The following is a 24377-nucleotide window of genomic DNA, read 5'->3' as shown; positions in this document are numbered from 1 at the left end:
CGATGAAAAGAGCAAGAGTAATCTATAACCCGACATCTGGGAAAGAATTGATTCGAAAAAATTTAGCAGATATTTTAGATGTTTTGGAAAGAGGCGGTTATGAGGCGAGTGCGTTTGCCACCACCGCTGCACCATTTTCCGCCCGTGATGAAGCAAGAAGAGCTGGCGAAGCTGGTTTTGATTTGGTGGTAGCTGCCGGTGGTGATGGCACGATCAATGAAGTCGTCAATGGGATCGCTCCTATAGAAAAGCGACCAAAAATGGCGATCATTCCTGGAGGCACGACCAATGACTACGCACGAGCACTAAAGATTCCCCGTACGGATATCAAAGCAGCTGCGGAAGTTATTTTGAAGCAGCAGACAGTGAAAATGGATGTCGGAAAAACACCCAACATGTATTTTATCAACATTGCTGCTGGTGGGCACTTAACGGAATTGACCTACGATGTTCCTTCTGAACTGAAAAGTGTTTTTGGCTACTTAGCTTATCTAGCAAAAGGAGCGGAATTACTCCCTCGTGTCAAACCAATCAAAATGCATCTAAAGTATGAAGACGGAGAATACATTGGCGGAGCGTCGATGTTCTTTTTAGGGCTGACGAATTCAGTGGGGGGCTTTGAACAGATTGCGCCTGATGCAAAGCTTGACGATGGGAAATTTTCGTTGATCATTGTCAAAACGGCCAATATTTTTGAGATCGTCCACTTAGTTGCTTTAATGATGAATGGTGGAAAACACATCAACGATCGTCGTCTGATTTATACGAAAACATCTTTTCTTGAAGTAGACGCACCAGAACAGGTCAATCGTTTAATGATCAACCTTGATGGCGAATACGGCGGAGATGCTCCTATGCGCTTTGAGAACCTACACAATCATATTGAGTTTTTTGCAAATGTCGATCAAATCCCTGACGATGCGGTCGTTGGTGAGCAAAATTATCAAGAGATGAGCGAAGGGTTTATTAAAGAAGTCGAACGTCTTTCCGATGAGGACATCAATGGGGATGGCAAGATCGGCGACGAAACAAAGTAAACGATTTTTCTTTTCATGCGAGTTGAAAGAACAGGGACTTTTGGACCTGTTCTTTTTTTAAAACGAAATTGTGGAAAAGCAGGCACCGATTTTTTTTCGAATACTTGATAGAATAGCTTTTCTTAAATTTTAGTAAAGGACGTTTTTTACAAAGTGTTTCACGATTTGTCTTTGTTTCACGAGATCGGGCGCTGATCATATAAATAAAACGAATAAAATTTTCAAAACACGAATGATAATCGTCAAAAAGCGAACTTTTCGAATATATGCTCATTAAAGTTCGTTATTTCCGTATTTCTATCCAATCTATGGATGCAAAAGCGAATAAGAATATGCTATAATGGTGAAACGAAGAAATGGGGGGACCGGAATGGAGCAAATCGATTCTACAAAAGCGCTTGATCTGCTGAGAGATGACGCAGAACGAATCAAAAAGCTGATCCGAAACCAAGAAAATAGTTTATGTATCGCACAATGCAAAGCATTTGAAGAAGTGGTTGATACCCAGATGTATGGTCTATCACGACAAGTGGCATTTGCGATCCGCTTGGGGATCGTTGATAATCAAACAGGGCAGCAATTGATGGCGGATCTTGAAAAAGATTTGAACCAATTGTATAGCGAGGTCTACGAGGACCAGCGGACACCTGACATCGGCAAGGAGGCATAAACTTGCCAGAGAAAGTAAAGAAAAGACATTTATTAGATTATAGTATTTTATTACCATATATTGTTATGTGTGTCACGGGCTTGATGATGGTTTATAGTTCCACATCTTACGTTGCGATGACCGCCACACAACCGACCACAGCTGCTTCTTACGTCATCAATCAAACATTATTTTGGTTGGTGAGCCTAATAGCGATCACTGTCATGTATAAAATGAAAACGGATGTTTTTCGGAACAAAAAATTTGTCCAGATCGCCATGATCGTCATCTTGTTTTTATTGATCGCTGCCTTCTTTTTCCCAAGAAGAAATGGGGCACTCGGTTGGTTATCGATTGCTGGCTTTTCCATTCAGCCAGCAGAGTATTTAAAGTTTATTGTGATTTGGTTTTTATCGGTGACGCTATCTTATCGTCAAAAAGGTATCCAACAAGAATTTTGGAAAACGGTTTGGCGTCCAATCGGAATCGTTTTCGTCTACACCGGGATCATGGCCTTTTATCCCGACTTAGGGAATGCTGTGATCGTCATGCTACTGGCTTTTGTCGTTTTATTATCTAGTGGATTGAATTACTTGTACACTTTGATATTGGGGTTGGCAGGTATCGTTGGGAGTATGTTGATTGTCCTATTTGTGAATCTAACTGGCGGTAAGCTTTTACCAGCTTATGTTTATAGTCGCTTTTCATCCTTTTTGAACCCGTTTGCTGATGAATACAATACAGGTCATCAAATGGTCAATGGGTATTACGCAATGTTCAACGGTGGACTTTTCGGGCGCGGGCTTGGAAATAGTATCCAAAAACGTGGCTTCTTAAACGAAGCGCACACCGATTATATATTTTCGATCGTTATGGAAGAATTAGGCTTGATCCCATCGATCATCATTTTAGGCGTTTTGTTCTATATGGTGGGACGGATCTTTCTTGTCGGTATCCGTTCAAGAGATCCCTTTAATTCCATGATGTGTATCGGCATAGGGACATTATTTATGTCTCAGATTTTCATCAACTTAGGGGGGATCACTGGTTTGATCCCATTGACGGGAATCACTTTTCCGTTTTTAAGTCAGGGTGGGTCAAGTTTGCTGATGCTGTCGATTTGTATTGGTTTTGTATTAAATATCAGTGCCGAAGAAAAGAGGAAACAATATTATTTGAATTATTGATCAATTGAATGGAGTGGATTAGATGAAGAAAATTCTTGTTGCCAATCGTGGAGAAATCGCGATTCGTGTCTTCCGCGCATGTGCGGAGTTAGGAATCAAAACAGTCGGTATTTATGCTGCGGAGGATGAATACTCCGTCCATCGTTTTAAAGCAGACGAAGCGTATTTAGTGGGGAAAGGCAAACGGCCGATTGATGCGTATTTAGACATTGAAGATATTATTCGCACAGCGAAAAAAGCCGGGGCTGAAGGGATTCATCCAGGGTATGGTTTTTTATCAGAAAACCTGGGCTTTGCTCAGCGCTGTGAAGAAGAAGGTTTGATTTTCATCGGACCATCCACTCACCACTTAGATATTTTTGGCGACAAGATCAAAGCAAAAGCAGCAGCGATCGAGGCGGGGATTCAATCCATTCCCGGATCTGACGGTCCAGTGGCATCGATTGACGACGTTTTAGCATTCGCTGACGAACATGACTATCCAATCATGATCAAAGCAGCTCTTGGCGGCGGTGGTCGAGGCATGCGTGTCGCTCATGATGAAAAAGAAGCACGTGATGGCTACGAACGTGCCAAAAGTGAAGCGAAAGCGGCATTTGGTAGTGACGAAGTTTACGTTGAAAAATATATTAGTAATCCAAAACATATTGAAGTCCAAATTCTAGGGGATACGCACGGAAATGTCGTCCATCTATTTGAACGTGACTGCTCTGTTCAGCGCCGTCACCAAAAAGTAGTCGAAGTGGCACCTTGTGTGTCAATGACGACTGAACAACGGGAAAAAATTTGTCAAGCTGCCGTTCAATTGATGAAGCATGTTGGCTATATCAATGCCGGAACAGTGGAATTTTTAGTTGAAGGCGATAAATTTTACTTCATCGAAGTAAACCCTCGGGTCCAAGTGGAACATACAATCACTGAAATGATCACCAATTTAGATATCGTGACGACACAAATACTAATTGCACAAGGCAAGGATCTGCATAAAGAAATTGGGATTCCTGAACAAAAAGATATTCGCTTCGAAGGGGTTGCGATTCAATGTCGCGTGACAACGGAAGATCCAGCGAATAATTTTATGCCAGATACTGGTAAGATTGATACCTACCGTTCTCCAGGTGGATTTGGGGTTCGTTTGGATGTCGGAAATGCTTACGCAGGTGCGGTGGTAACCCCGTATTTCGACTCACTGCTTGTAAAAGTCTGTACACATGCGGCAACCTTTGATCAAGCGATTCAGAAAATGATGCGCTGTTTGAAAGAATTTCGTGTACGTGGGGTAAAAACAAACATTCTCTTCATGCGAAATGTCGTTTCTCATCCAGCCTTTCGTTCGGGTGAAGCCAAAACCACCTTTATCGACAATACGCCGGAACTATTCAATTTCCCTCGGATTCGTGATCGTGGAAACAAAACCATGAAGTATATCGGGGAAATTACCATCAATGGATTTCCGGGGATCGAAAAACAAAAGAAACCATTTTATAATGAGCCACGGATGCCACAACACATCCAAGCAACGCCTGATTTTGTCAGCGCCAAAAATATTTTAGATACGAAAGGTGCCGAGGGTGTCGTTGAATGGATCGGTCAACAAAACAATGTCTTACTGACGGATACAACCTTCCGAGATGCCCATCAAAGTTTGTTGGCAACTCGTGTAAGAACCCATGACTTTAAGAAAATTGCCGCGATGACGGAAGCTGGCCTGCCACAATTGTTCTCAAGTGAAATGTGGGGTGGAGCAACGTTCGACGTTGCCTACCGTTTCTTAACAGAAGATCCATGGGAAAGATTGCGGATGTTCCGGAAAAAAATGCCGAATACCTTGTTGCAAATGTTGTTTAGAGGCTCCAATGCTGTGGGATATTCCAATTATCCAGACAATGTATTGGAAGAATTCATCAAAGAATCTGCAGCGCAAGGAATTGATGTGTTCCGAATCTTTGATAGTTTAAACTGGGTTCCACAAATGGAGAAAAGTATTCAAGCCGTTCGCGATACAGGAAAAATTGCAGAAGCAACGATTTGTTATACCGGGGATATCAATGATCCGACCCGTCAAAAATATTCAGTACAATACTACAAAGATATGGCGAAAGAATTGCAAAACCTTGGTGCCCATATCATTGCTATCAAGGATATGGCTGGATTATTAAAACCGCAAGCGGCTTATCGTTTGATCAGTGAGCTAAAGGATACGATCGATGTGCCGATTCATCTGCATACCCATGATACGAGTGGAAATGGGATCATTACTTACTCAGCAGCTACTAAAGCCGGTGTTGACATCGTGGATGTCGCTATGTCAGCGGTCAGTGGCGCAACGAGTCAACCAAGTATGAGTAGTTTGTATTATGCACTATTGAACGGCGAACGCTGCCCAGAAATCAATGTAGACAATATCCAACAGTTGAACCACTACTGGGAAGATGTCCGCATGTACTACCATTCCTTTGAAAATGGCTTGAACGCACCTCAAACGGAAGTGTACAAGCATGAAATGCCGGGGGGACAATATACCAATCTCCAGCAGCAAGCCAAAGCCGTTGGTTTAGGCGAAAAATGGGATGAAATCAAAGAAATGTATCATGAAGTCAATATGATGTTTGGAGACATCGTGAAAGTGACGCCTTCTTCGAAAGTCGTTGGGGACATGGCACTCTTTATGGTTCAAAATGGCTTGTCTGAGAAAGATGTTTTTGAAAAAGGCGATACATTAAGCTTCCCTGAGTCAGTAATCACATTCTTCCAAGGTGAGTTAGGTCAGCCAGTTGGTGGCTTCCCGAAAGAATTACAGCGCATTATCTTGAAAGGACGCCCAGCCTTTACCGAACGTCCTGGAACATTCGCGAAGCCAGTTGATTTTGCTGATGTGAAGCAAGAACTAGCGGAGAAAATCGGCTATGAACCAAAACATGAAGAAGTCTTGAGCTACTTGATGTATCCGCAAGTCTTCCTTGATTATCGAAAAGCTTATGAACAGTTTGCAGATGTGAAAGTTCTTGATACTCCAACTTTCTTTAACGGCATGCGCTTAGGTGAAACGATCAATGTTGAATTAGAAAAAGGCAAAATCTTGATCATTCGTCTAGATGAGATCGGTGAGCCAGATATTGAAGGCAACCGAACACTCTTCTTTAACTTGAACGGACAACGCCGAGAAATCGTCGTTAAGGACAACTCAATCATCAGCTCTGTTCAAACGAAACGTAAAGCAGAGCCAACGAACAAAGAACAGATCGGTGCTTCGATGAGTGGCTCAGTTTTAGAAGTATTAGTCAAAAAAGGCGACCGGGTGGCACGCGGACAAACCTTGATGGTCACGGAAGCGATGAAAATGGAAACTTCGGTTGAGGCCCGCTTCTCAGGCGTAGTTGAACATGTGTATGTAACCGATGGGGAACCAATTCAGTCAGGAGATCTTTTGATTGAAGTCAAAGAGAAGTAAGGAGTCGATCCACAGATGAAGCGAAGAGGATTATTGTTTTGCGGCTTATTTGTCCTAGCCCTAATAATCGTGTATTTGCAGCCAGTATTCATGCAAAACGCTTCAGATTCAAGAGTGACGATCGAAAACCCAATCAAAGCACCAACAAACATGAATTACGAACCAATCGCAGCTCAAGGATTAGCTGAATTGATCGGGGAACCTGTTTCGGATTTCGAAGAAGTCTATGGTCTTCCAGTTCAAACGTATCGCTCAGGTTACGAGTTTGAAATTCGGGTCTACAATCAATTAGACGATCAACAGTATGTTGAGATCAATACCGATGGTGAAAGTGTGCAAGCAATCAAAGTAATCGGCGCCGGGGGCTCTTCCCTGGCACCTTTTACGATGGGCATGACCTTGACTGACTTGACGGAGTTGACCATGATCTATCCTAACTTTACCTTGACACAAAATGATCGTGCGATCAGTTTCGAATTGATGGAAGAAGATATGAACTACCGTCCATTAGTGGCTTTTGACAACGGGACATTTGCTGTTTTGTTCTTTGATCAGGAGACTGCCCAACTGCAAGCCGTCACTTACTTGGATCAGACCACATTACTTAAACTGGCACCTTATCCTTTGACGGAAGGGCAGCGACCGCTGTTTCAAGTTTCGCAAACAATTGACCAAGCCCAAGCCAACCTTGAAAAAGAGACCCTGGCGTTTGTTATCATCGATAAAATTCGCCAGCAAATCGGCTTAGATAGCTTCTCACAGGATACCCAAACACATCAAGAAGCAGCTGGACTTTTATTTAATTTGACGAATAACCTATCAGACTATTTGACTTCTCAACGAATCCATTCTTATCAACGAGCACTTTCTTCGGAAAAGACAAGTAATTTTGTCTTATCGAATGACGAATGGCGAGAGTTGTTAGCGGAAAAGGAATTGGAAGCATCTGCTTCAATCTTCGAAGCGCCTGTTTATGATCCAACTTTTACAATTTTATCTTGGTTCAGTAATCCAAGATTTACTGAGCGCCTGACCCATGAACAATCAGAAAAGATAGGAATTGCTTTTTCTGAAGCAAATATGGTAGTCTTAGTGCAAGAAGATGTGGAAGGGACCGAGGATAGTACGTCAGATGATTTACGATGAAGCCTTTTTTGAGATTGAAGATCAAATCGAAGCACTTGTGAAGGCAATCAAAGCAAGTGAAACGTGTAAAACCTATCAAAAAGCGAAACAGGTCATGCATCAAGACCCTGATGTTCAGACATTGATGCGATCGTTTTTAGAAAAAAAACTAGATTTTGAAAGAATTGAAGTTTACGGTGAGTATGCGCCTGATTTCAAAGAAAAAAAACGGGCGTTGCGCACAGCCAAGCGGCAGTTGGATCTTAATGAACAAGTAAGTGAGTATCGCTGGAGTGAAACACAACTGCAGCGTTTGCTGGATGAACTGACTGTGGCGATCTCTACTTGTTTTTCTCCCTCTGTCAAAGTGGACGCTGGGAGTCCCTTTTTTCAATCAAAATCAAGTTGTGGAGGAAATTGTCATGCACGAGGATAAAGAGCCTTTTACGATGCAAAAGCGTCGAGGATTGATCGTATGGGTTTACAGCCTACGTCAACTAAAGAATTTGCGCCGTTTTGGTTTTGTTCATTATGTGTCACGCAAGATGAAATACGTGGTCATGTATTTGAACGAAGAAGAATACGAAAGCAAAAAAACAAAAATCGAGCAGTTTCACTTTGTTCGACAAGTTGAAGCTTCCTATCGACCAGATGTCGAAATGGATTTTGCTGAAAAAATTGGTACGTCAGCAGCCTATCCAGTGAAAGATGAAGGGTTTGATATCGAAGAAAAAAATACGATGATTCGATTGGCAGAAAACGTGTAATAAAAAAGTGGGGGTGCCTTGAGTCACCGCCATTTTTTTATTGCTATTTATAGAAACAGTGCTATATTTGTATTTACGAAGATCTTGGAGGGAAAAAAGCATGCGTGTAGTAGCCGGAGAATATGGTGGCCGCAGATTAAAAAGTCTCGCTGGAGACAACACTCGCCCCACGACAGACAAAGTAAAAGGGGCGATTTTTAACATGTTAGGGCAATATTTAGATGGAGGAGTTGTACTGGATTTATTCAGCGGAAGCGGGGGCTTGGCTATCGAAGCGATCTCTCGTGGTGCCAATCATGCGGTTTGTGTCGACCGTAGTTTTCCAGCAACCAAAGTGATCCGCGAAAATATTGCTATAACCAAAGAACCCGAAAAGTTCACGGTGCTAAAAATGGATGCGAATCAAGCTTTACGGCAGTTTGCAGCTGAGGGACAAAGTTTTGACTATCTTTTTTTAGATCCACCTTACGCAAAGCAAGAGATTGTGCATCAGTTAGAATCTATGCTGAAGGATGAATTGATTCGCCCGTCTGCATACGTAGTTTGCGAAACAGACAAGTCCATCAACTTACCAGAACAAATCGGCTCGTTGCATTTGGTCCGTGCCCAAACCTATGGCATATCGGCAGTGACGATCTATAGAAATGAGGGATAACGTGAAAAAGATTGCTTTATTTCCAGGGAGTTTTGACCCATTGACATCCGGTCATGTTGATCTGATCGAGCGAGGAGCCACGCTTTTCGATGAATTGATCGTCGGCGTTTTTACAAACACCAATAAAAAAAGTTTTTTTACTAGTGAAGAAAAAGTTCATTTGATCGAAGAAGCCCTCGCCCATATTCCTAACGTCAAAATTCTGGCACAAGAAACAGAGCTAACAGTCAAGATTGCGAAAAAATTAGGTGCCCAGTTTCTGCTTAGAGGCATTCGCAGTGTGAAAGACTATGAATATGAGCGGGACATTATGGAAATGAACCATCACCTAGAACCCTCATTAGAGACCGTTTTTCTTTTAGCAGACGCAAAGCACAGTTTCATCAGTTCCAGTTTGTTGAAAGAAATCTTGACCTTTGACGGCGATGTTGCCGAATATTTACCTCAAAATATCTACGATGCTATAGTAAAGAAGCGTGATACCAATGAATCTTAAATCAACGATCAAATATGTTCTCTTGTTTGTTTTAGCGCTGATCATCGCCGCTTGTGCCTTTTTGCCGATTCCCTATTATATCGAGCAACCAGGAGCAACGATCGATTTAAAAGAGCTGATTACCGTCAATCAAAAAGAAGACACATCAGCCGGCTCCTTTTCTTTGACCAGTGTTGGGATTCGACAAGCTACCGTGTTCACAGCGATTGGAACGAAATTCAATGAATTCCAAGACTTGATCAGTGAGGAAGAACTTTTAGGCGGTGCGACAGATGAGGAGTACAACCGCATTCAACGCTACTATATGGAATCCTCGCAAAATAGTGCGATTGAGCAAGCATTAAAGCTGGCAGACTTACCTTATGAAATGACCTATAAAGGGGTCTATGTCATGGGGATCGATCCAAATTCCAGCTTTGCTGGGAAAATATCCGTTGGAGATACCGTCACCGCAGTCAATGGTAAAGAATTTAAAAGCAGTCAAGATTTTATCGACTACGTCCAAAGTCAAACCATTGGTGATGAAATCACCGTGACTTACTTGCAAGATGGCGAAGAAAAAGAAGCAACGGGCAAACTAATTGAACTGGAGAGCAATCAAAAAGCCGGTATCGGCATCTCCCTCGTCGATCATACAGAGATCACTTCTGATGAAGAGATCGTGATCGATTCTGGCAATATCGGAGGACCTTCCGCTGGTTTGATGTTCACCCTTGAAATCTATGAACAGTTGACCGGAGATAACCTACGTAAAGGTCACAACATAGCTGGGACAGGAACGATCTCAGCTGACGGAACCGTTGGTCGAATCGGTGGGATCGATAAAAAAGTAGCGAGTGCCAGTGAAAGTGGTGCAGAAATCTTCTTTGCCCCAGATGATGAAATCACTGACGAAGAGCGTGAAATAGATCCTTCCATCAAAACAAATTATGAAGAGGCAGTAGCAGCAGCGAAAAAGTTAGACACGGATATGAAAATCGTTCCGATCGCCAATGTCCAAGATGCCTTGGATTATCTAGCAACACTAAAAGAAGCAAATTAAAACGGCACTCGCCGTTTTTTTTTATTGTCTAAAGAATACAGTAGGCTCAAAGAAAAGGTTATGCTATACTTTTAGATAAGGAGTGTGAATCTAGTGGAATTAAAAAGACAACAACCGATCGTTGAAGCATATCATTTCGATATGAAACCGAAAGACAAAGAAATGGAAACCAAATTGAATGTCGGCTTTGCGCCGTTAAAAGTCAAAGATGAAGAATATATGGAAAAAAACAGTATTATTGGCGCCCGGCTAGAATTTCAATTAGTGTTCCCTGATTATGTTTTGTCAGGACGTGTCGGACAGGTCAATCATATTTTGAATCGTAAAGTCAATTCTGGAGAAGATCTAACAAAAGCTGAAACTGATCGTTTGGTTGAGCCATTGTTTGATATCGTTAAACGCTTGACGTATGAGGTGACAGAAATCGTGACCGATAAACCAGGACTCCAACTGAACTTCAATACCAACTCGAACCCCACACAAGAATCGACCGAAGAAGAAAAATAAGTTGAAATAGGAGGGATTTCCATTGTTTTCCAACCAAATGCAAGTGATGCTCTACGTTGATGATGTGACGAAAGCTGTCGAGTTTTGGCAAGAATTAGGCTTTGTGATCATTGAACAGCAAACGATCGATGGAACATCCGTCGTCGAAATCGCTCCTTCAAAAGAGGCAGAGGCTCATTTTGTCTTATATGACCGTGAGTTCATCGAAACGCACTCACCTGAAGTCGCATTGAATTCTCCATCGATCATGTTTTTTGCTGAGGACATTACAGCTCTCTATAAAAAACTTTTAGAGATGGAAGCAGAAGTGGGTGAATTGATTCAGATGGAAGAACAACTGGTTTTCAATTTTGCCGATCCAGATGGCAATTATTTTGCTGTATCAGGAAAATAGGTTTTGCCGATCGTAACCAATCATTCGTCTTTATGAACCCGACTCTATGCTGTCGAACCGTTCAAGGCGAATGATTGTTTTTTGTTTTAATGCAAGACATTTTGCAGCCAAAGGGCTAAAATTGATAATAAGAGACTCAATTGCCTTTAAGGAGGGAATGACTATGCAAAACTATCTTTATGCAATCAGTGATATTCATGGAATGGCCGATCTTTTTAAAAGTCTTCTTGCGGAATATGATCCGAAAATCCATCAGTTGCTTTTGATTGGTGATTTAAATGACCGAGGGCCAATGTCCAAAGAGTGTTTATTGCTTGGAAAGAAATTAGTCGAAGAACATCAAGCGATTTATTTACGTGGCAATCACGAAGAGTATTTTCTGCAATTTCTAAATGCCCCTGAGGATTGGTTCGCCGCCTACGTACGCAATGGTGGCAAAGAAACGATTGAAAGTCTTTTGCATATAGGCGCCACTGAGGAGTATTCGCCGACGGAAATCGCCTTAATGATTCGAAGTAGGTATGGAGACTTAATAGAGTTTTTAATGGAGCGACCACTTTATTACGAGTGGGGAAAGTACCTCTTTGTCCATGCGGGCGTGGATTTAAGTAAAAAAGATTGGCGGAAGACCACCGACCACGATTTTATCTGGATTCGCGAACCTTTTCATAAAGGGAAAAACCGTACAGGAAAAACGATCGTTTTTGGCCATACCATCACGCCCATGCTGCATGGAGATATGCAGACAACAGATCTTTGGCAACAAGACGACAAGATCGGCATCGATGGCGGGGCAGTATTTGGTGGATCGGTGCATGGCGTGATTTTTGATGACAAAGGGGTCCTTCAAGATATCGAATATCAAAATTTAGCAGGACCTTGGCAACCAGACTTTTAAAAGTCTTTTCTAAAAAGAGAAAAGCAGCCATTACAAGAGCCCCGAAGCAATGTTCCTTTCGTGCCTTCTTGTTTCCTCAATGGCTGACTTTTTTATGTTAAAATAGCAAAAGCAACAAAGGAAAGGTGAGAACGAATGGCAGAAATGAATCAAGAGGTACTTGATTTAGTGAAACAAGAACTAACCTCTTTTACCCAAAAACAAATCAGTACGGTGTTACAGTTGTTGCAAGAAGGAAATACCGTTCCGTTTATTGCCCGCTATCGTAAAGAAATGACGAATGGACTTGACGAAGTTCAGATTCGAGAAATCGAAGAGCGGTATCAGTACTTAGAAAACCTAGAGAAACGCAAGCAAGAAGTTTTGCGCTTGATAGAAGAACAAGAAAAGCTAACGCCTGAACTATCACAGGCGATTTTAGCTGCGACAAAAATGCAGGCCGTCGAAGACCTGTATCGTCCTTATAAACAAAAACGACGCACCAAAGCGACGATCGCCAAAGAAAATGGCTTGGAACCATTTGCTCAGTGGCTGTTAAGCTTCTCAAAAATAGGTGACGTACAAGAAAAAGCGACCGAATTTATGAGTGATGCTGTTCCTACTGTAGAAGATGTCTTGGCTGGCGCCCATGAGATCATTGCAGAAGGCGTTGGTGATACTGCAGAATTTCGAAGTTGGATTCGGAGCTATTATTCTAACAAAGGACTGTATAAGAGCACGGTCAAAAATGCTGAAAAAGATGAAAAAGGCGTTTATGAAATGTATTACGATTTCCAACATCCTATCAATAAGATGGTTTCCCACCGGGTTTTAGCCACCAATCGTGGAGAAAAAGAAGACATTTTGAAGGTAACGCTTGTGGCAGATGAAGAAAAAATCATGGAGTACCTACGTCGGAAATTGATCACAAATAGTGATTCACCCGCAGCCAGTTTTGTCCAAACTGCTGCTGCTGACGCCTTGAAACGTTTTATCTTACCAGCGATCGAACGAGAGATCCGCAATGAGTTGACAGAAAAAGCCGACGAACAAGCAATTGCGATTTTTGGAGAAAATCTTCGCAATCTGCTGCTGCAGCCTCCGTTGAAGGGGAAAGTCGTTTTAGGGTTTGATCCAGCGTATCGAACGGGCTGTAAATTGGCCGTCGTTGATGAGACAGGAAAAGTATTAGCGATCGAAGTGATCTATCCCCATAAACCGGCGCCGATGAATAAACGAGAAGCGGCTGGACCAGCGTTTCGTCGCTTATTGCAAACCTATAAAGTTGAAATGGTCGCAATCGGTAATGGGACGGCGAGTCGAGAGTCAGAGCAATTCGTCGCTGAACAATTAAAATTGATCGATCAAGAGGTATATTATGTGATCGTGAATGAGGCAGGCGCTTCTGTTTATTCGGCCAGTCCGATCGCCCGGCAAGAATTCCCTGATCTGCAAGTGGAAGAACGCAGTGCCATCAGTATTGGTCGCCGTCTGCAAGATCCGCTGGCAGAATTAGTCAAAATTGATCCACAATCGGTGGGCGTCGGGCAATATCAGCATGACGTCTCACAAAAACGCTTAGCCGAACAATTGGATTTTGTCGTTGAAACAGTCGTCAACCAAGTAGGCGTTGATGTCAATACCGCAAGTGCGGCACTCTTACAGCACGTGGCTGGTCTAAATAAAACGACCGCTCAAAATATTGTGACTTATCGAGAAGAAAAGGGGGTATTTACGCAGCGCAATCAACTGAAAAAAGTCCCTCGCTTAGGGCCAAAGGCCTATGAACAGGCGATCGGTTTTATGCGGATTCCTGGCGGAAAAGTCATTTTGGACAATACCGGGATTCATCCAGAAAGTTATGACACTGCCAAAGAAATTTTGGCGCTCGCGGATATTTCTCTAGCGGGGCTTGGGAAAGAACAATCGGAAGAAAATAAAGTGAAGTTGGCGCAAATGCGTCCAGCAGAACTTTCTGCTAAATTGTCTGTCGGGAAAGAAACCATCACAGATATCTTAAAAGCGTTAATGCAGCCAGGACGTGATATGCGGGATGAAATGCCAGCCCCATTATTGCGCAAAGATGTGTTGAGTATGGAGGATCTAAAACCGGGAATGGAACTGAAAGGAACTGTTCGAAATGTGATCGACTTTGGTGCTTTCGTCGATATCGGTGTCAAACAAGATGGACTGGTTCATTTGTCGAAGCTGAGCCGTTCGTTTGTAAAACATCCGAAAGACGTTGTTTCCGTTGGTGACGTCGTAACCGTTTGGATCGAGCAAGTAGATGTCAAAAAAGGCCGTATCAGTTTAACAATGGTCGATCCAGGAAATGCTAAATGACCCAACAAGAATTGCAGCGTTTGGTGGAAGAGCTTTCGCTGTCTGTTTTCAATAAACCATTTACGCATCGAGCGGTATTTAATTCTCGCTTAAAAACAACCGGTGGCCGTTACCATCTAAGTGATCACCACTTGGATTTCAATCCAGTGATGCTTACTGAACACGGGATGGAGGTTTTTATCGGCATTATCAAGCATGAATTATGTCACTATCATTTGCATTTAGCAGGTCTTGGTCATCGTCACCAAGATCCTGCTTTTAAAGCATTGCTGGCAAAAACGGGAGGCCTGCGGTATGCACCTCCTGCCAAAAGGACAGCTAAACATCGCTATCGATGTCAAAATTGCGGCTGCGAGATTCGGCGGCAGCGGCGTGTGGATATCAAAAAATATGATTGTGGAAAATGTCGTGGACGTTTGCTAGAAATAGGAAATGATGAGAAAAGTCAAGTCGAAAAATAAAACTCGTTGCTATTTTTTTCATTTTGTATGATAATGTAGGTCGTGTGACAACCTGATATTTGTCAATACACGCGTTTTTTTACGACGCGGATTTGAGAAAAGAGGATTATAATAATGGAAAAACAAAACAAAATACATCATTTTGTTGGAATCAAAGGTTCCGGTATGAGTTCATTGGCTTTGATTCTGCACGAAAAAGGCTACCAAGTACAAGGCTCTGATGTGGAAGAATATTTCTTCACTCAACGTGATCTAGAAAAAGCAGCAATCAAATTGTTGCCTTTCGATAAAGCAAACATTCAACCAGAAATGGTCATTATCCAAGGGAATGCTTTCCCTGACACCCACGAAGAAATCATACGGGCCAAAGAACTTGGTTTAGAAGTCACTCGTTATCATGACTTTATTGGCCAATTCATTCAGCCCTATACGAGTATTGCTGTGACTGGTTCTCACGGAAAAACCAGTACGACAGGATTACTTTCTCATGTCTTAAGCGGCATCCGGCCAACAAGTTTCTTGATTGGCGATGGTACCGGTCATGGGGAACCTGATGCGGAATTCTTCTCATTTGAAGCCTGTGAATACCGCCGTCATTTCTTAGCTTATTCACCGGACTATGCAATTATGACCAACATCGATTTTGATCATCCGGACTATTTCCACTCGATTGACGATGTCTTCTCAGCCTTTCAATCGATGGCAAGTCAAGTAAAAAAAGGCATTTTTGCTTTTGGTGATGACGAGTACCTGCGTAAACTTGAAGCAGATGTCCCAATCTACTATTACGGAGTCAACGATAACGACGATGTTCAAGCAAAAAACATTGAACGCACCACCCAAGGTTCAGAGTTCGACGTCTTTATCCATGGTGAAAATATTGGCCATTTTGTGTTGCCAGCGTTTGGTCAACACAACATCAATAACGCACTCAGTGTGATCGCTGTGGCTTACAAAGAAGGATTGGACATGAAAGAAGTTGCCGCTGAGATGCTCTCATTCCCTGGAGTGAAACGTCGCTTCAGCGAAAAAATCGTAGCGGATATGACGATCGTAGACGATTACGCCCATCATCCTGCAGAAATCAAAGCAACGATTGATGGCGCTCGTCAAAAATATCCGGATAAAGAGATTATTGCTGTTTTCCAACCACATACCTTTACCCGTACGATCGCTTTAATGGATGAATTTGCGGAAGCGTTAGATCTTGCAGACCATGTGTATCTATGTGATATTTTTGGATCTGCTCGTGAATCCCGAGGGGATGTTAAAATTGAAGATCTGGGCAATAAAATTCAAAGAGGCGGAACTGTGATCAAAGAAGAGAACGTTTCTCCGCTACTAGATCATCAAAATGCTGTCGTGATTTTTATGGGAGCAGGCGATGTGCAAAAATTTGAAACAGCCTATGAAAAACTACTAAGCAATACAACTCGTAACGTATTGTAATCAAAGACTCTTGTGGCGTGTTTGCTGCAAGAGTTTTTTACATCTGAAGTTTTTGCAAAAGCAGCACCGCGAACTTGCACTTTTGTCGGCATCTGATAGAATATACTCAGATGAAACTATTCTTTTTGGAGGAATTAAATTTTGAATATAGGAAAACCGCGAAAAATAGGGAAAAGTATTGAAGATATCGAGGAAGGCGATTCGTTATCCTTAACAGAATCGATCGAAGACAATCAACTGTTGTTATATTTAGGACTTACTAATGATGCAAACCCTTTGTATATTCAACATGACTACACGCAAAATACTGAGTATCAGCGTCCCATCGTACCATCCATCATGTTGATGGGGATCATCACCAGTGCCGTATCGAAACATTTGCCTGGTCCTGGCTCTCATGTAGTCAATTTTTCGGTGAACTTTATTGAACCTGTATATCATTATGAAACATTGACCTTTGAATTCGAAGTGATCAAAGTGGATAAAATGAAAGACGTGGTAACTATTTCGGTTGAAGCGATCAACACAGAAGATCATCGTATTTTAGATGCTGTGGTCATGGTCCAGCCGCCAAAAGCAGTAGCAGTAAATGAGGAGGAACAACAAGATGAATAATTTAAACAATGAAACCGTCCAAGCTCAAGGCTTAAATCGCTTTTATTCAAAAGTGTATTTATTCTTCGGCGTTGGGCTTGCGATCAGTGCGATCTCGGCCTATATTTTTGGGGAAGTCTTCAAAGCGCAAACCCTGCAATTTATCAACAATTTTCCGCTAGGATTTACCGGTCTTTGGATCTTACAGATCATTTTAGTCATTGTATTAGGTGTGAAGGCGCAGAAAAATCCGTCCTTGACCGTTGCTGGCTTTTTAGTCTATTCGCTCTTGAATGGATTGACCTTGTCTGTGACATTGATGATCTATGACTTTGGATCGATCGTGGGGGCATTTGTTTCAGCAGCCGTCACTTTTGGTGTCATGTCAGCATTTGGGATCATGACCAAACGTGATCTAAGTGTGGTTGGTCGTATCGGCTATGGTCTGTTGATCGGGATCATCATCTCAACGCTCTTGAATGTATTTATTTTACGCAGTCAACCGGTTGACTTTTTCTTATCGATCGTGACCGTCTTTGTCTTTATGGGAATCACCGCTTATGACAATCAGCAAATCCGCAATGTATACTTCGCAACGAATGGTGGCGCAAATACAGGAGTGGCCGTTTTCATGGCATTACAACTGTATTTAGACTTCATCAACTTATTCCTAGCGTTATTGCGAATCTTTGGCAAAAACAACTAAAAAAAGTGCGAGGAAACTCGCCTTTTTTTTTTGTATAAAATGAGAGAGAAAACAAAGCAATTCATCGCTTTTGTGCCCGTTCTTTGATAGAATAAAGAGGAACTTTTTGAGAAAAGGAGTAATCAAATGCCAAAAAATAAATTACTACTCGTTGATGGGAATAGTGTGGCTTTTCGCGCGTTTTTTGCGTTGCATAATTCATTAGAACGGTTTAAAAATGCCAACGGGCTGCACACAAATGCCATCTATGCGTTTCATACTATGTTTGAAAATGTGATGGCAAAAGAACAGCCAACACATGTTTTAGTGGCTTTTGATGCTGGAAAAACCACCTTCAGGACAGCGATGTATGAAGATTATAAAGGTGGGCGTTCAAAAACCCCTGGGGAATTTAAAGAACAAATGCCTTACATTCGCGAATTGATCAACGCGTTAGGTGTTCAATACTACGAATTAGATAACTATGAAGCCGATGATATCATTGGCACATTGGCAAATAAAGTCGATAAAGAGCTATTTGATGTCGTCGTTTTATCTGGCGATCGCGATTTGACCCAGCTGGCAACGGAGCACGTGAAAGTTGACATTACGGTCAAAGGCGTTAGCGAAATTGAAAGTTATACGCCCGCTCATGTGGCTGAAAAATATGACGGCCTAACACCCTTACAAATCATCGACATGAAAGGACTAGCTGGCGATGCTTCCGATAATATTCCCGGCGTCACCAAAATTGGTGAGAAGACAGCCATTAAGCTTTTAAAGGAATATGGCTCCGTTGAGGGAATCTATGAACACATCGATGAAATGAAAAAAAGCAAGATGAAAGAAAACTTGATCAATGACCGTGAGATCGCCTTTCTTTCAAAACAATTAGCAACCATCGATGTGGATGCGCCCATTGAGGTCGATGTCGACAAACTGAAATATGAAGGCAAAGATTTAGAGAAATTGGTGCCATTCTACCAAGAAATGAACTTTAATAGCTTCTTAGATAAGCTGCAAATTACAGCTGAACCAGTTGAGATGGAAGACATTTTGTTTTCGGTCGTTGAAGAAGTAACGGAAGATATGTTCCAGGGAGACACAGCATTGTATGTCGAGATGATGGGGGATAACTATCATTTGGAAGACATTGTCGGTGTTGCTTGGGGCAATCAAGAAAAAATTTATGTCAGCAATCGTGAAGAATTGTTTGAAAGTCCAGCCTTTACCGATTGGTTAAAAGACGAGAAACGTAAAAAATTCGTCTATGATGCCAAACGCACGTACGTGGCGTTAAACCGGTACACGACAGCACCAAAGGGAATCGCTTTTGATGTTTTATTGGCAGCTTATCTTTTAGACACGAATGATACGAATAATGACATCGCAGGTGTTGCTGCTCACTATGGCTATGATGCGATCCAATCGGATGAAGCGATTTATGGAAAAGGAGCGAAAAAAGGGCTGCCGGCGGATGAGGAAGACTTCTTTGCTCATTTAGCCCGTAAAGTAGCGGCGATTACAAACCTAACACCAAAACTTACGGAAGAATTGGCAGCAAAAAATCAAACAGCGCTCTTTGAAGAAATGGAACTGCCTTTATCAATGATTTTAGCTGAGATGGAGATTACCGGCATCAAAGTTGATGCGTCTCGCTTGCATCAGATGAAGGGCGAATTTGCACAACGGTTGCATGAAATTGAAGAAAAAATCTACGCCGAAGCTGGAGAAACCTTCAACTTAAACTCGCCGAAACAACTGGGTGTGATTTTATTTGAAAAAATGGGCTTACCAGTTATCAAAAAAACCAAAACTGGCTATTCGACCGCAGTCGATGTGTTAGAACAACTAAAAGAGCAAGCACCAATCGTTGAAGACATTTTGACTTATCGTCAAATCGCTAAGATCCAATCAACCTATGTAGAAGGCTTATTAAAAGTGATCCAAGGAGATGGCAAAGTCCATACGCGATATGTACAAACCTTGACCCAAACTGGTCGTTTAAGTTCTGTCGATCCAAACTTACAAAACATTCCGATTCGTTTAGAAGAAGGTCGAAAGATCCGCGAAGCCTTTGTGCCACGAGAAGCTGATTGGGTTATCTATTCTTCTGACTACTCTCAAATCGAATTGCGGGTGTTGGCACATATTTCAGATGATACCCATTTGAAAGAAGCCTTTATCGAAGGTCAAGATATCCATTCAAGCACAGCGATGCGAGTCTTTGGTATCGAAAAAGCAGAAGATGTGACACCAAATATGCGTCGTCAAGCCAAAGCGGTCAACTTCGGTATCGTTTATGGTATTTCTGATTATGGATTATCACAGAATCTAGGAATCACCAGAAAAGCCGCCCAACAATACATCGATACGTATTTTGAAAAATATCCTGGTGTGAAAACGTATATGGAGGATGTGGTTCGTGAGGCGAAGGACAAAGGGTACGTTGAAACCTTGTATCATCGCCGTCGTTACTTACCTGATATTAATTCTCGCAATTTCAATATTCGAACTTTTGCTGAAAGAACCGCCATCAATACACCGATTCAAGGAAGTGCGGCGGATATCTTAAAAATTGCCATGATCGATCTGGCGAAACGTTTGAAAGAAGAAAAATTAGCAGCAACGATGCTGCTGCAAGTACACGATGAACTAGTCTTTGAAGTACCTGAATCTGAATTGCCTCGTCTTGACGCTTTAGTGAAAGAAGTGATGGAGCAAGCCGTTGCATTGCATGTCCCTTTACTGACAGACAGCAATTGGGGCAAAACATGGTACGATGCAAAATAAATGAGGTGAACAGAGGTGCCGGAATTACCAGAAGTTGAAACGGTCCGCAAAGGACTTGAAAAACTTGTTTTAAATAAAACGATCGAATCGGTCGAGATCCTTTGGCCGCGAATCATCGAAAGTCCTGAAGTGCCGATCTTTTCGGCACTGTTGAAAGGGCAACGTTTTGAAAAATTTGAACGACGTGGAAAATTTTTGATTTTTAAATTGACAGATTATGATCTGATCTCTCATCTACGAATGGAAGGCAAGTACGAGTATTTTGAGTCAGACCCGATTGTCGATAAACATACACATGTCATTTTCCATTTTACAGATGGCAGTCAGTTAAATTACCATGATGTAAGAAAATTTGGTCGTATGACCTTAGTGGATAAAGACCAAAGCGCAGCCTATAAAGGGATCATGCAATTAGGTCCTGAACCTAAGCCTGAATTGTTTTTATTAGAAGCATTTGAACAAGGATTGAAGCGTTCGAAAAAAGCCATCAAACCGTTATTGCTTGACCAAAAGCTCGTTACTGGTTTGGGCAATATTTATGTAGATGAGGCGCTGTGGCAAGCAAAAATCCATCCAGAGCAACCAGCGGATTCATTAATGCCAACTGAAGTAGATGTGCTGCATGAAGCAATCATCGATGTCTTAGAGCGAGCTGTTGAAGCAGGCGGAACTACCATTCGGACCTATCTCAATGCACTAGGAGAAGCCGGGAAATTCCAAATGTCATTAAATGTCTATGGCCAGACAGGCAATCCTTGTGGCCGATGTGGCACACCAATCGTCAAGATCAAAGTTGCCCAACGGGGGACGCATTTTTGTCCTCAGTGTCAAAAACTGCATGTGAGGTCCAACAAATGAGTTTTGTTTTAGGCGTCACTGGGGGAATTGCCACTGGAAAAAGTACTGCAGTCGCGCATTTTCGATCACTGGGTTTACCGATTATTGATGCCGATATCATCGCAAGAGAAGTCGTTGAACCGAATACGGAGGGCTTGCAGGCGGTGACGCAAGCCTTTGGTCCGCAGATTTTGACCGATGATGGGCACCTAGATCGACAAACCCTCGGTGCTTTGATTTTTAACGATCCAGAAAAACGCCGCATGCTGAATCAGACGTTATCTCCTTTTATTCGACAAGAGATTTTGTCTCAGATCGAAGAAAAAAAACAGGAAGTGCCCTTGTTGATCGTTGACATTCCTTTGCTTTATGAAGCCGACTACGACCAATACATGGATCAAACCGCAGTCGTTTATGTGCCAGAAGCGATTCAAAAAGAGCGGTTGATGGCACGTAATCAATTGAATGAGCAAGACGCGCAACAACGAATCGACAGTCAGCTTTCAATTGAGAAAAAGAAACAACGGGCCGATATTGTCTTTGATAATCAAGGAACGATCGCCCAACTCAATCAGCAGATCGATGATTGGCTCGCATCTATAAATAAATAGGTAAAGCAGCAGGTTCCCTTTCACTAAAGGGAACCTGCTATTTTATCTTTCAATAGCAAACCTAGCCCTATCATTTCCAAAAAACAACTGGCGCTGAAACATGTCGGAAACTGTTTGGTTTGGAAAGTAAGACGATCGTTTATGAATGGTTAAATATCAAAGTACCAGCCCTGATTTATTTTGGGGTCACGATCACGCGATTGCTGGAAAAGGGGTGAAGAACGATCGGCTGATCATAAAAAGAGGTGAGAACCTCCTCAGTAAAAATCGTCTCTCGTTGACCAGCGGCGTGGACTTTGCCGTTTTTTAACATCAGCAAATGAGTGAAAATCGGTAGTAGCTCTTCTGTATGATGGGTAACGTAAAGAAGAGTCGGCGTATTCGGCAGTTGTGAAAAAGCCTCCAGACGGGTTAGCAGTTCTTCTCGCGCAAATAGATCAAGGCCCGTACAAGGTTCGTCCAAAATCAGGATCTCTGGTTGTGCCATCATGGCCCGTGCGATCATGACAAATTGTTTTTCCCCTTGAGAAAGGACGTGATAGGAACGATTGATCAAATGCGACAAACCTAAGTCAGTCAAAAGCGCTTTTGCTTGGATCAGCTGCTCTTCTTCATAGGACTCATAAAGACCAATACTGGAATAAAGCCCCGAAAGAACGATCTCTTCGGCAAGATCGCGACCATAAAACTTGCTTTGCAGCGCTGAACTGACCCAACCAATGCGCCGTTGAAGATCGGGCACAGACGTTTTTCCGTAACGCTCACCTAAGACCGTTCGTTGACCAGAAGAAGGCCATAAACTTCCCGTGATCATTTGGAGTAATAAACTTTTGCCAGCACCATTCAGACCTAAAATCACCCAATGCTCATTTTTTTTCACTTGCCAATTGATCGCTTTTAATAAATAGTTCTTGTCGCGAACGAATGAAACCTGTTGGAAATCGAGGATTGTCATCTATTGTCGAACCTTAAACAGGTTCTTCACCTCCAGTTGTAAGAATATTCAGAAAATAATCGCTCATATTATAGCATAAAGAAAAACATTTTGCTGACTGTTTGGTATCGCATTCATATCTTTTGTCAGAATTCAGAATGCTTGTTATGATGAAACTATACAGGAGGGATGATAACTATGGGTACTTTTAAAGACGAAAAAGATGTGATCGTTGGCAAGGCTAAAGAAAAAATCGGTGAGTGGACCAATAATGAAGAACTTGCCCATTCTGGGAAAGAACAAGCACACGAAGGTCAGATCAAGAAAGAGCACGATCAAAAAAGAGTCAATGAATTAGAAGATCAAAATGACGAGCGCGATGCCCGCAATGATCGAACTACCCCAGAAAATGTCAGCAGTGAAGAATTGTTGCGAGCTGAAAATCCTGATGCCAATAAAATTTCTTCTGCCGATCGTCGAGATGCAGACCAGCTGAAGCATTATACTGGAATTGAAGATAAATTATAACTGAACACGGATGCCTTCGTCTTCTAGACGAGGCATTTTTTTGTTAACCAGAGTGGATGAAGAGTCAAGAGACTACTGCTCAGTTGACAATTGCTCAACATCTCATTATAATCCATTAAGATCGCATAGAGAGAAGCAAAGAAATTGGGAGGTGGTCATCAAATGCTTATTTATGCATTGTGTACGACTGTCAAGAAAGTAGAACAGCCGCAATAGGAAACGGAAAATTAGAAAGAAGGCTTTTTTATGATCGAACCTTACCAATTTCATTCAATTAAACATCAAGTATACCAATTAGTTCGAACCTATCAATCGGTGAATGATCCTCGAACGATCAAAACGGTTGAAACGATGACCAAAGACGCCATAGAACATTTTTTTCCTGAAGAAGAAACAGCACCACGTGAAATTTTAACTGCTTTCTTTCAACAGGGGATGACGATCAGTCGCAGCAATGAGCTGTTAACAGAACTCAAAGAGTACGTCCGACCCTTTCAGGTGCCGACAACAAAACAAATTGAAAAAATGTTTCGGAAAGTAAAAAAACTGAAAATACCTGATTTTGCTTCCGTTGATTTAAAAGAGACCACTTATCTTGCTTGGGATGATATCGGTAGTCAAAGCAAGTTTATGATCATAGCCACTGAGCAGGGATTTACAGGACTTCACGGTCATGTGTCAACCGAGGTCAAAAAAGGGATCTGTCCCTTGTGCCAGCATGAAGGAAATGTGTCGATGTTTCTTTCTTTGACCAAGAGCAACGGCGATGGAACATATACGAAACGCGGGAATTATATTTGCCGTGATAGCCAAAGGTGCAATCAGCAGTTGGAACAGCCAGCAAATTTGCATGATTTTGTTTCTTTGCTGCAAATGAAAGATAAATAACGAAATGAAACGGCAGAAATCTTTCTGCCGTTTTTTCTCATTGAAAAAAACAACAGTTATAGCATTA

At 42.1% G+C, this 24377-nt stretch carries 24 protein-coding genes; 23 read left to right on the top strand and 1 reads right to left on the bottom strand.

Features of this window, described 5'->3' with window-relative positions; genetic code table 11:
• Window positions 1–2: 2 nt before the first annotated feature.
• The 21 genes from IGI92_RS08800 (at window position 3) to coaE (ending at window position 21960) form a co-directional block, all read left to right on the top strand.
• On the top strand, window positions 3–1037 hold the full coding sequence (locus tag IGI92_RS08800; protein WP_016620058.1) for a diacylglycerol kinase: 1035 nt from the start codon (window positions 3–5) through the stop codon (window positions 1035–1037).
• A gap of 370 nt (window positions 1038–1407) precedes the next feature.
• Entirely contained in the window at window positions 1408–1707 is a 300-nt protein-coding gene (locus IGI92_RS08795) for a YlaN family protein (protein ID WP_010748186.1), read from the top strand.
• A 2-nt stretch (window positions 1708–1709) separates the two neighbouring features.
• Complete coding sequence (locus IGI92_RS08790; RefSeq protein ID WP_042890716.1) at window positions 1710–2873, top strand: FtsW/RodA/SpoVE family cell cycle protein; 1164 nt, start codon at window positions 1710–1712, stop codon at window positions 2871–2873.
• Window positions 2874–2895: 22 nt separating this feature from the next.
• Window positions 2896–6324 carry a pyruvate carboxylase gene (locus IGI92_RS08785; RefSeq protein WP_005235747.1) on the top strand — a complete coding sequence of 1143 codons (3429 nt, stop codon included), beginning with the start codon at window positions 2896–2898 and terminating at the stop codon, window positions 6322–6324.
• A 15-nt stretch (window positions 6325–6339) separates the two neighbouring features.
• Window positions 6340–7470 carry a CAP-associated domain-containing protein gene (locus IGI92_RS08780; RefSeq protein WP_005235750.1) on the top strand — a complete coding sequence of 377 codons (1131 nt, stop codon included), beginning with the start codon at window positions 6340–6342 and terminating at the stop codon, window positions 7468–7470.
• Window positions 7457–7885, top strand: coding sequence for a YlbF family regulator (locus IGI92_RS08775; protein WP_301389199.1), 429 nt, complete (start codon window positions 7457–7459; stop codon window positions 7883–7885). Before IGI92_RS08780 ends, IGI92_RS08775 begins: the two co-directional genes overlap by 14 nt.
• Window positions 7872–8216 carry a YlbG family protein gene (locus IGI92_RS08770; RefSeq protein ID WP_005235753.1) on the top strand — a complete coding sequence of 115 codons (345 nt, stop codon included), beginning with the start codon at window positions 7872–7874 and terminating at the stop codon, window positions 8214–8216. The genes IGI92_RS08775 and IGI92_RS08770 overlap by 14 nt, the downstream gene beginning before the upstream one ends.
• Before the next feature lie 100 nt (window positions 8217–8316).
• Entirely contained in the window at window positions 8317–8871 is a 555-nt protein-coding gene (gene rsmD, locus IGI92_RS08765; protein WP_430606771.1) for a 16S rRNA (guanine(966)-N(2))-methyltransferase RsmD, read from the top strand.
• A gap of 1 nt (window position 8872) precedes the next feature.
• On the top strand, window positions 8873–9367 hold the full coding sequence (gene coaD, locus IGI92_RS08760; protein WP_301389201.1) for a pantetheine-phosphate adenylyltransferase: 495 nt from the start codon (window positions 8873–8875) through the stop codon (window positions 9365–9367).
• The gene (locus tag IGI92_RS08755) at window positions 9357–10409 is read left to right on the top strand and encodes a SepM family pheromone-processing serine protease (RefSeq protein WP_005235759.1); all 1053 of its coding nucleotides are present in this window, start codon (window positions 9357–9359) and stop codon (window positions 10407–10409) included. The genes coaD and IGI92_RS08755 overlap by 11 nt, the downstream gene beginning before the upstream one ends.
• Before the next feature lie 93 nt (window positions 10410–10502).
• On the top strand, window positions 10503–10916 hold the full coding sequence (locus IGI92_RS08750; RefSeq protein WP_008380094.1) for a DUF1149 family protein: 414 nt from the start codon (window positions 10503–10505) through the stop codon (window positions 10914–10916).
• Between the two features lie 22 nt (window positions 10917–10938).
• A complete protein-coding gene (locus IGI92_RS08745; RefSeq protein ID WP_008380092.1) occupies window positions 10939–11310 on the top strand; it encodes a VOC family protein in 372 nt (123 codons plus the stop codon).
• 163 nt (window positions 11311–11473) lie between these two features.
• Window positions 11474–12208: a metallophosphoesterase family protein gene (locus IGI92_RS08740; protein WP_194188481.1), complete on the top strand. Its 735-nt coding sequence runs from the start codon at window positions 11474–11476 to the stop codon at window positions 12206–12208.
• A gap of 135 nt (window positions 12209–12343) precedes the next feature.
• Complete coding sequence (locus tag IGI92_RS08735) at window positions 12344–14530, top strand: Tex family protein (protein WP_301389202.1); 2187 nt, start codon at window positions 12344–12346, stop codon at window positions 14528–14530.
• The gene (locus tag IGI92_RS08730) at window positions 14527–14991 is read left to right on the top strand and encodes a SprT family protein (RefSeq protein ID WP_301389203.1); all 465 of its coding nucleotides are present in this window, start codon (window positions 14527–14529) and stop codon (window positions 14989–14991) included. Before IGI92_RS08735 ends, IGI92_RS08730 begins: the two co-directional genes overlap by 4 nt.
• Before the next feature lie 114 nt (window positions 14992–15105).
• On the top strand, window positions 15106–16440 hold the full coding sequence (gene murC / locus IGI92_RS08725; RefSeq protein ID WP_301389204.1) for a UDP-N-acetylmuramate--L-alanine ligase: 1335 nt from the start codon (window positions 15106–15108) through the stop codon (window positions 16438–16440).
• 141 nt (window positions 16441–16581) lie between these two features.
• Complete coding sequence (locus IGI92_RS08720) at window positions 16582–17055, top strand: MaoC family dehydratase (protein ID WP_005235769.1); 474 nt, start codon at window positions 16582–16584, stop codon at window positions 17053–17055.
• Window positions 17048–17740, top strand: coding sequence for a Bax inhibitor-1/YccA family protein (locus tag IGI92_RS08715; protein ID WP_087664096.1), 693 nt, complete (start codon window positions 17048–17050; stop codon window positions 17738–17740). Before IGI92_RS08720 ends, IGI92_RS08715 begins: the two co-directional genes overlap by 8 nt.
• Before the next feature lie 126 nt (window positions 17741–17866).
• Window positions 17867–20512, top strand: a complete 2646-nt coding sequence (polA, locus tag IGI92_RS08710) for a DNA polymerase I (RefSeq protein WP_086299407.1) — start codon at window positions 17867–17869, stop codon at window positions 20510–20512.
• Between the two features lie 15 nt (window positions 20513–20527).
• Complete coding sequence (gene mutM / locus IGI92_RS08705) at window positions 20528–21370, top strand: DNA-formamidopyrimidine glycosylase (protein ID WP_016620072.1); 843 nt, start codon at window positions 20528–20530, stop codon at window positions 21368–21370.
• Window positions 21367–21960, top strand: a complete 594-nt coding sequence (gene coaE, locus IGI92_RS08700) for a dephospho-CoA kinase (RefSeq protein WP_086299408.1) — start codon at window positions 21367–21369, stop codon at window positions 21958–21960. Before mutM ends, coaE begins: the two co-directional genes overlap by 4 nt.
• A gap of 175 nt (window positions 21961–22135) precedes the next feature.
• On the opposite strand, the gene IGI92_RS08695 is transcribed toward coaE, so the two are convergent.
• A complete protein-coding gene (locus tag IGI92_RS08695; protein ID WP_016620074.1) occupies window positions 22136–22915 on the bottom strand; it encodes an ABC transporter ATP-binding protein in 780 nt (259 codons plus the stop codon).
• Between the two features lie 177 nt (window positions 22916–23092).
• Between IGI92_RS08695 and IGI92_RS08690 the strand changes: the two genes are divergently transcribed.
• Together IGI92_RS08690 and IGI92_RS08685 are read left to right on the top strand one after the other, a co-directional pair.
• Window positions 23093–23422, top strand: coding sequence for a hypothetical protein (locus tag IGI92_RS08690; RefSeq protein WP_008380072.1), 330 nt, complete (start codon window positions 23093–23095; stop codon window positions 23420–23422).
• Window positions 23423–23668: 246 nt separating this feature from the next.
• Entirely contained in the window at window positions 23669–24310 is a 642-nt protein-coding gene (locus tag IGI92_RS08685) for a FusB/FusC family EF-G-binding protein (protein ID WP_301389205.1), read from the top strand.
• The last annotated feature ends 67 nt before the right edge of the window (window positions 24311–24377 follow it).

This window comes from Enterococcus sp. DIV2379, from assembly GCF_050542965.1.
GTDB lineage: Bacteria > Bacillota > Bacilli > Lactobacillales > Enterococcaceae > Enterococcus_D > Enterococcus_D entomosocium.
Note: the sequence above shows the minus strand (reverse complement) of the source record. Positions and strands in the feature narration are given on the sequence as shown.

Coding starts and splice junctions, on each gene's coding strand:
- IGI92_RS08800 (WP_016620058.1), top strand. CDS start 3: ATGAAAAGAGCAAGAGTAATCTATAACCCGACATCTGGGAAAGAATTG.
- IGI92_RS08795 (WP_010748186.1), top strand. CDS start 1,408: ATGGAGCAAATCGATTCTACAAAAGCGCTTGATCTGCTGAGAGATGAC.
- IGI92_RS08785 (WP_005235747.1), top strand. CDS start 2,896: ATGAAGAAAATTCTTGTTGCCAATCGTGGAGAAATCGCGATTCGTGTC.
- IGI92_RS08780 (WP_005235750.1), top strand. CDS start 6,340: ATGAAGCGAAGAGGATTATTGTTTTGCGGCTTATTTGTCCTAGCCCTA.
- IGI92_RS08775 (WP_301389199.1), top strand. CDS start 7,457: ATGATTTACGATGAAGCCTTTTTTGAGATTGAAGATCAAATCGAAGCA.
- IGI92_RS08770 (WP_005235753.1), top strand. CDS start 7,872: ATGCACGAGGATAAAGAGCCTTTTACGATGCAAAAGCGTCGAGGATTG.
- rsmD (WP_430606771.1), top strand. CDS start 8,317: ATGCGTGTAGTAGCCGGAGAATATGGTGGCCGCAGATTAAAAAGTCTC.
- IGI92_RS08755 (WP_005235759.1), top strand. CDS start 9,357: ATGAATCTTAAATCAACGATCAAATATGTTCTCTTGTTTGTTTTAGCG.
- IGI92_RS08740 (WP_194188481.1), top strand. CDS start 11,474: ATGCAAAACTATCTTTATGCAATCAGTGATATTCATGGAATGGCCGAT.
- IGI92_RS08735 (WP_301389202.1), top strand. CDS start 12,344: ATGGCAGAAATGAATCAAGAGGTACTTGATTTAGTGAAACAAGAACTA.
- IGI92_RS08730 (WP_301389203.1), top strand. CDS start 14,527: ATGACCCAACAAGAATTGCAGCGTTTGGTGGAAGAGCTTTCGCTGTCT.
- murC (WP_301389204.1), top strand. CDS start 15,106: ATGGAAAAACAAAACAAAATACATCATTTTGTTGGAATCAAAGGTTCC.
- IGI92_RS08715 (WP_087664096.1), top strand. CDS start 17,048: ATGAATAATTTAAACAATGAAACCGTCCAAGCTCAAGGCTTAAATCGC.
- polA (WP_086299407.1), top strand. CDS start 17,867: ATGCCAAAAAATAAATTACTACTCGTTGATGGGAATAGTGTGGCTTTT.
- coaE (WP_086299408.1), top strand. CDS start 21,367: ATGAGTTTTGTTTTAGGCGTCACTGGGGGAATTGCCACTGGAAAAAGT.
- IGI92_RS08695 (WP_016620074.1), bottom strand. CDS start 22,915: ATGACAATCCTCGATTTCCAACAGGTTTCATTCGTTCGCGACAAGAAC.
- IGI92_RS08690 (WP_008380072.1), top strand. CDS start 23,093: ATGGGTACTTTTAAAGACGAAAAAGATGTGATCGTTGGCAAGGCTAAA.
- IGI92_RS08685 (WP_301389205.1), top strand. CDS start 23,669: ATGATCGAACCTTACCAATTTCATTCAATTAAACATCAAGTATACCAA.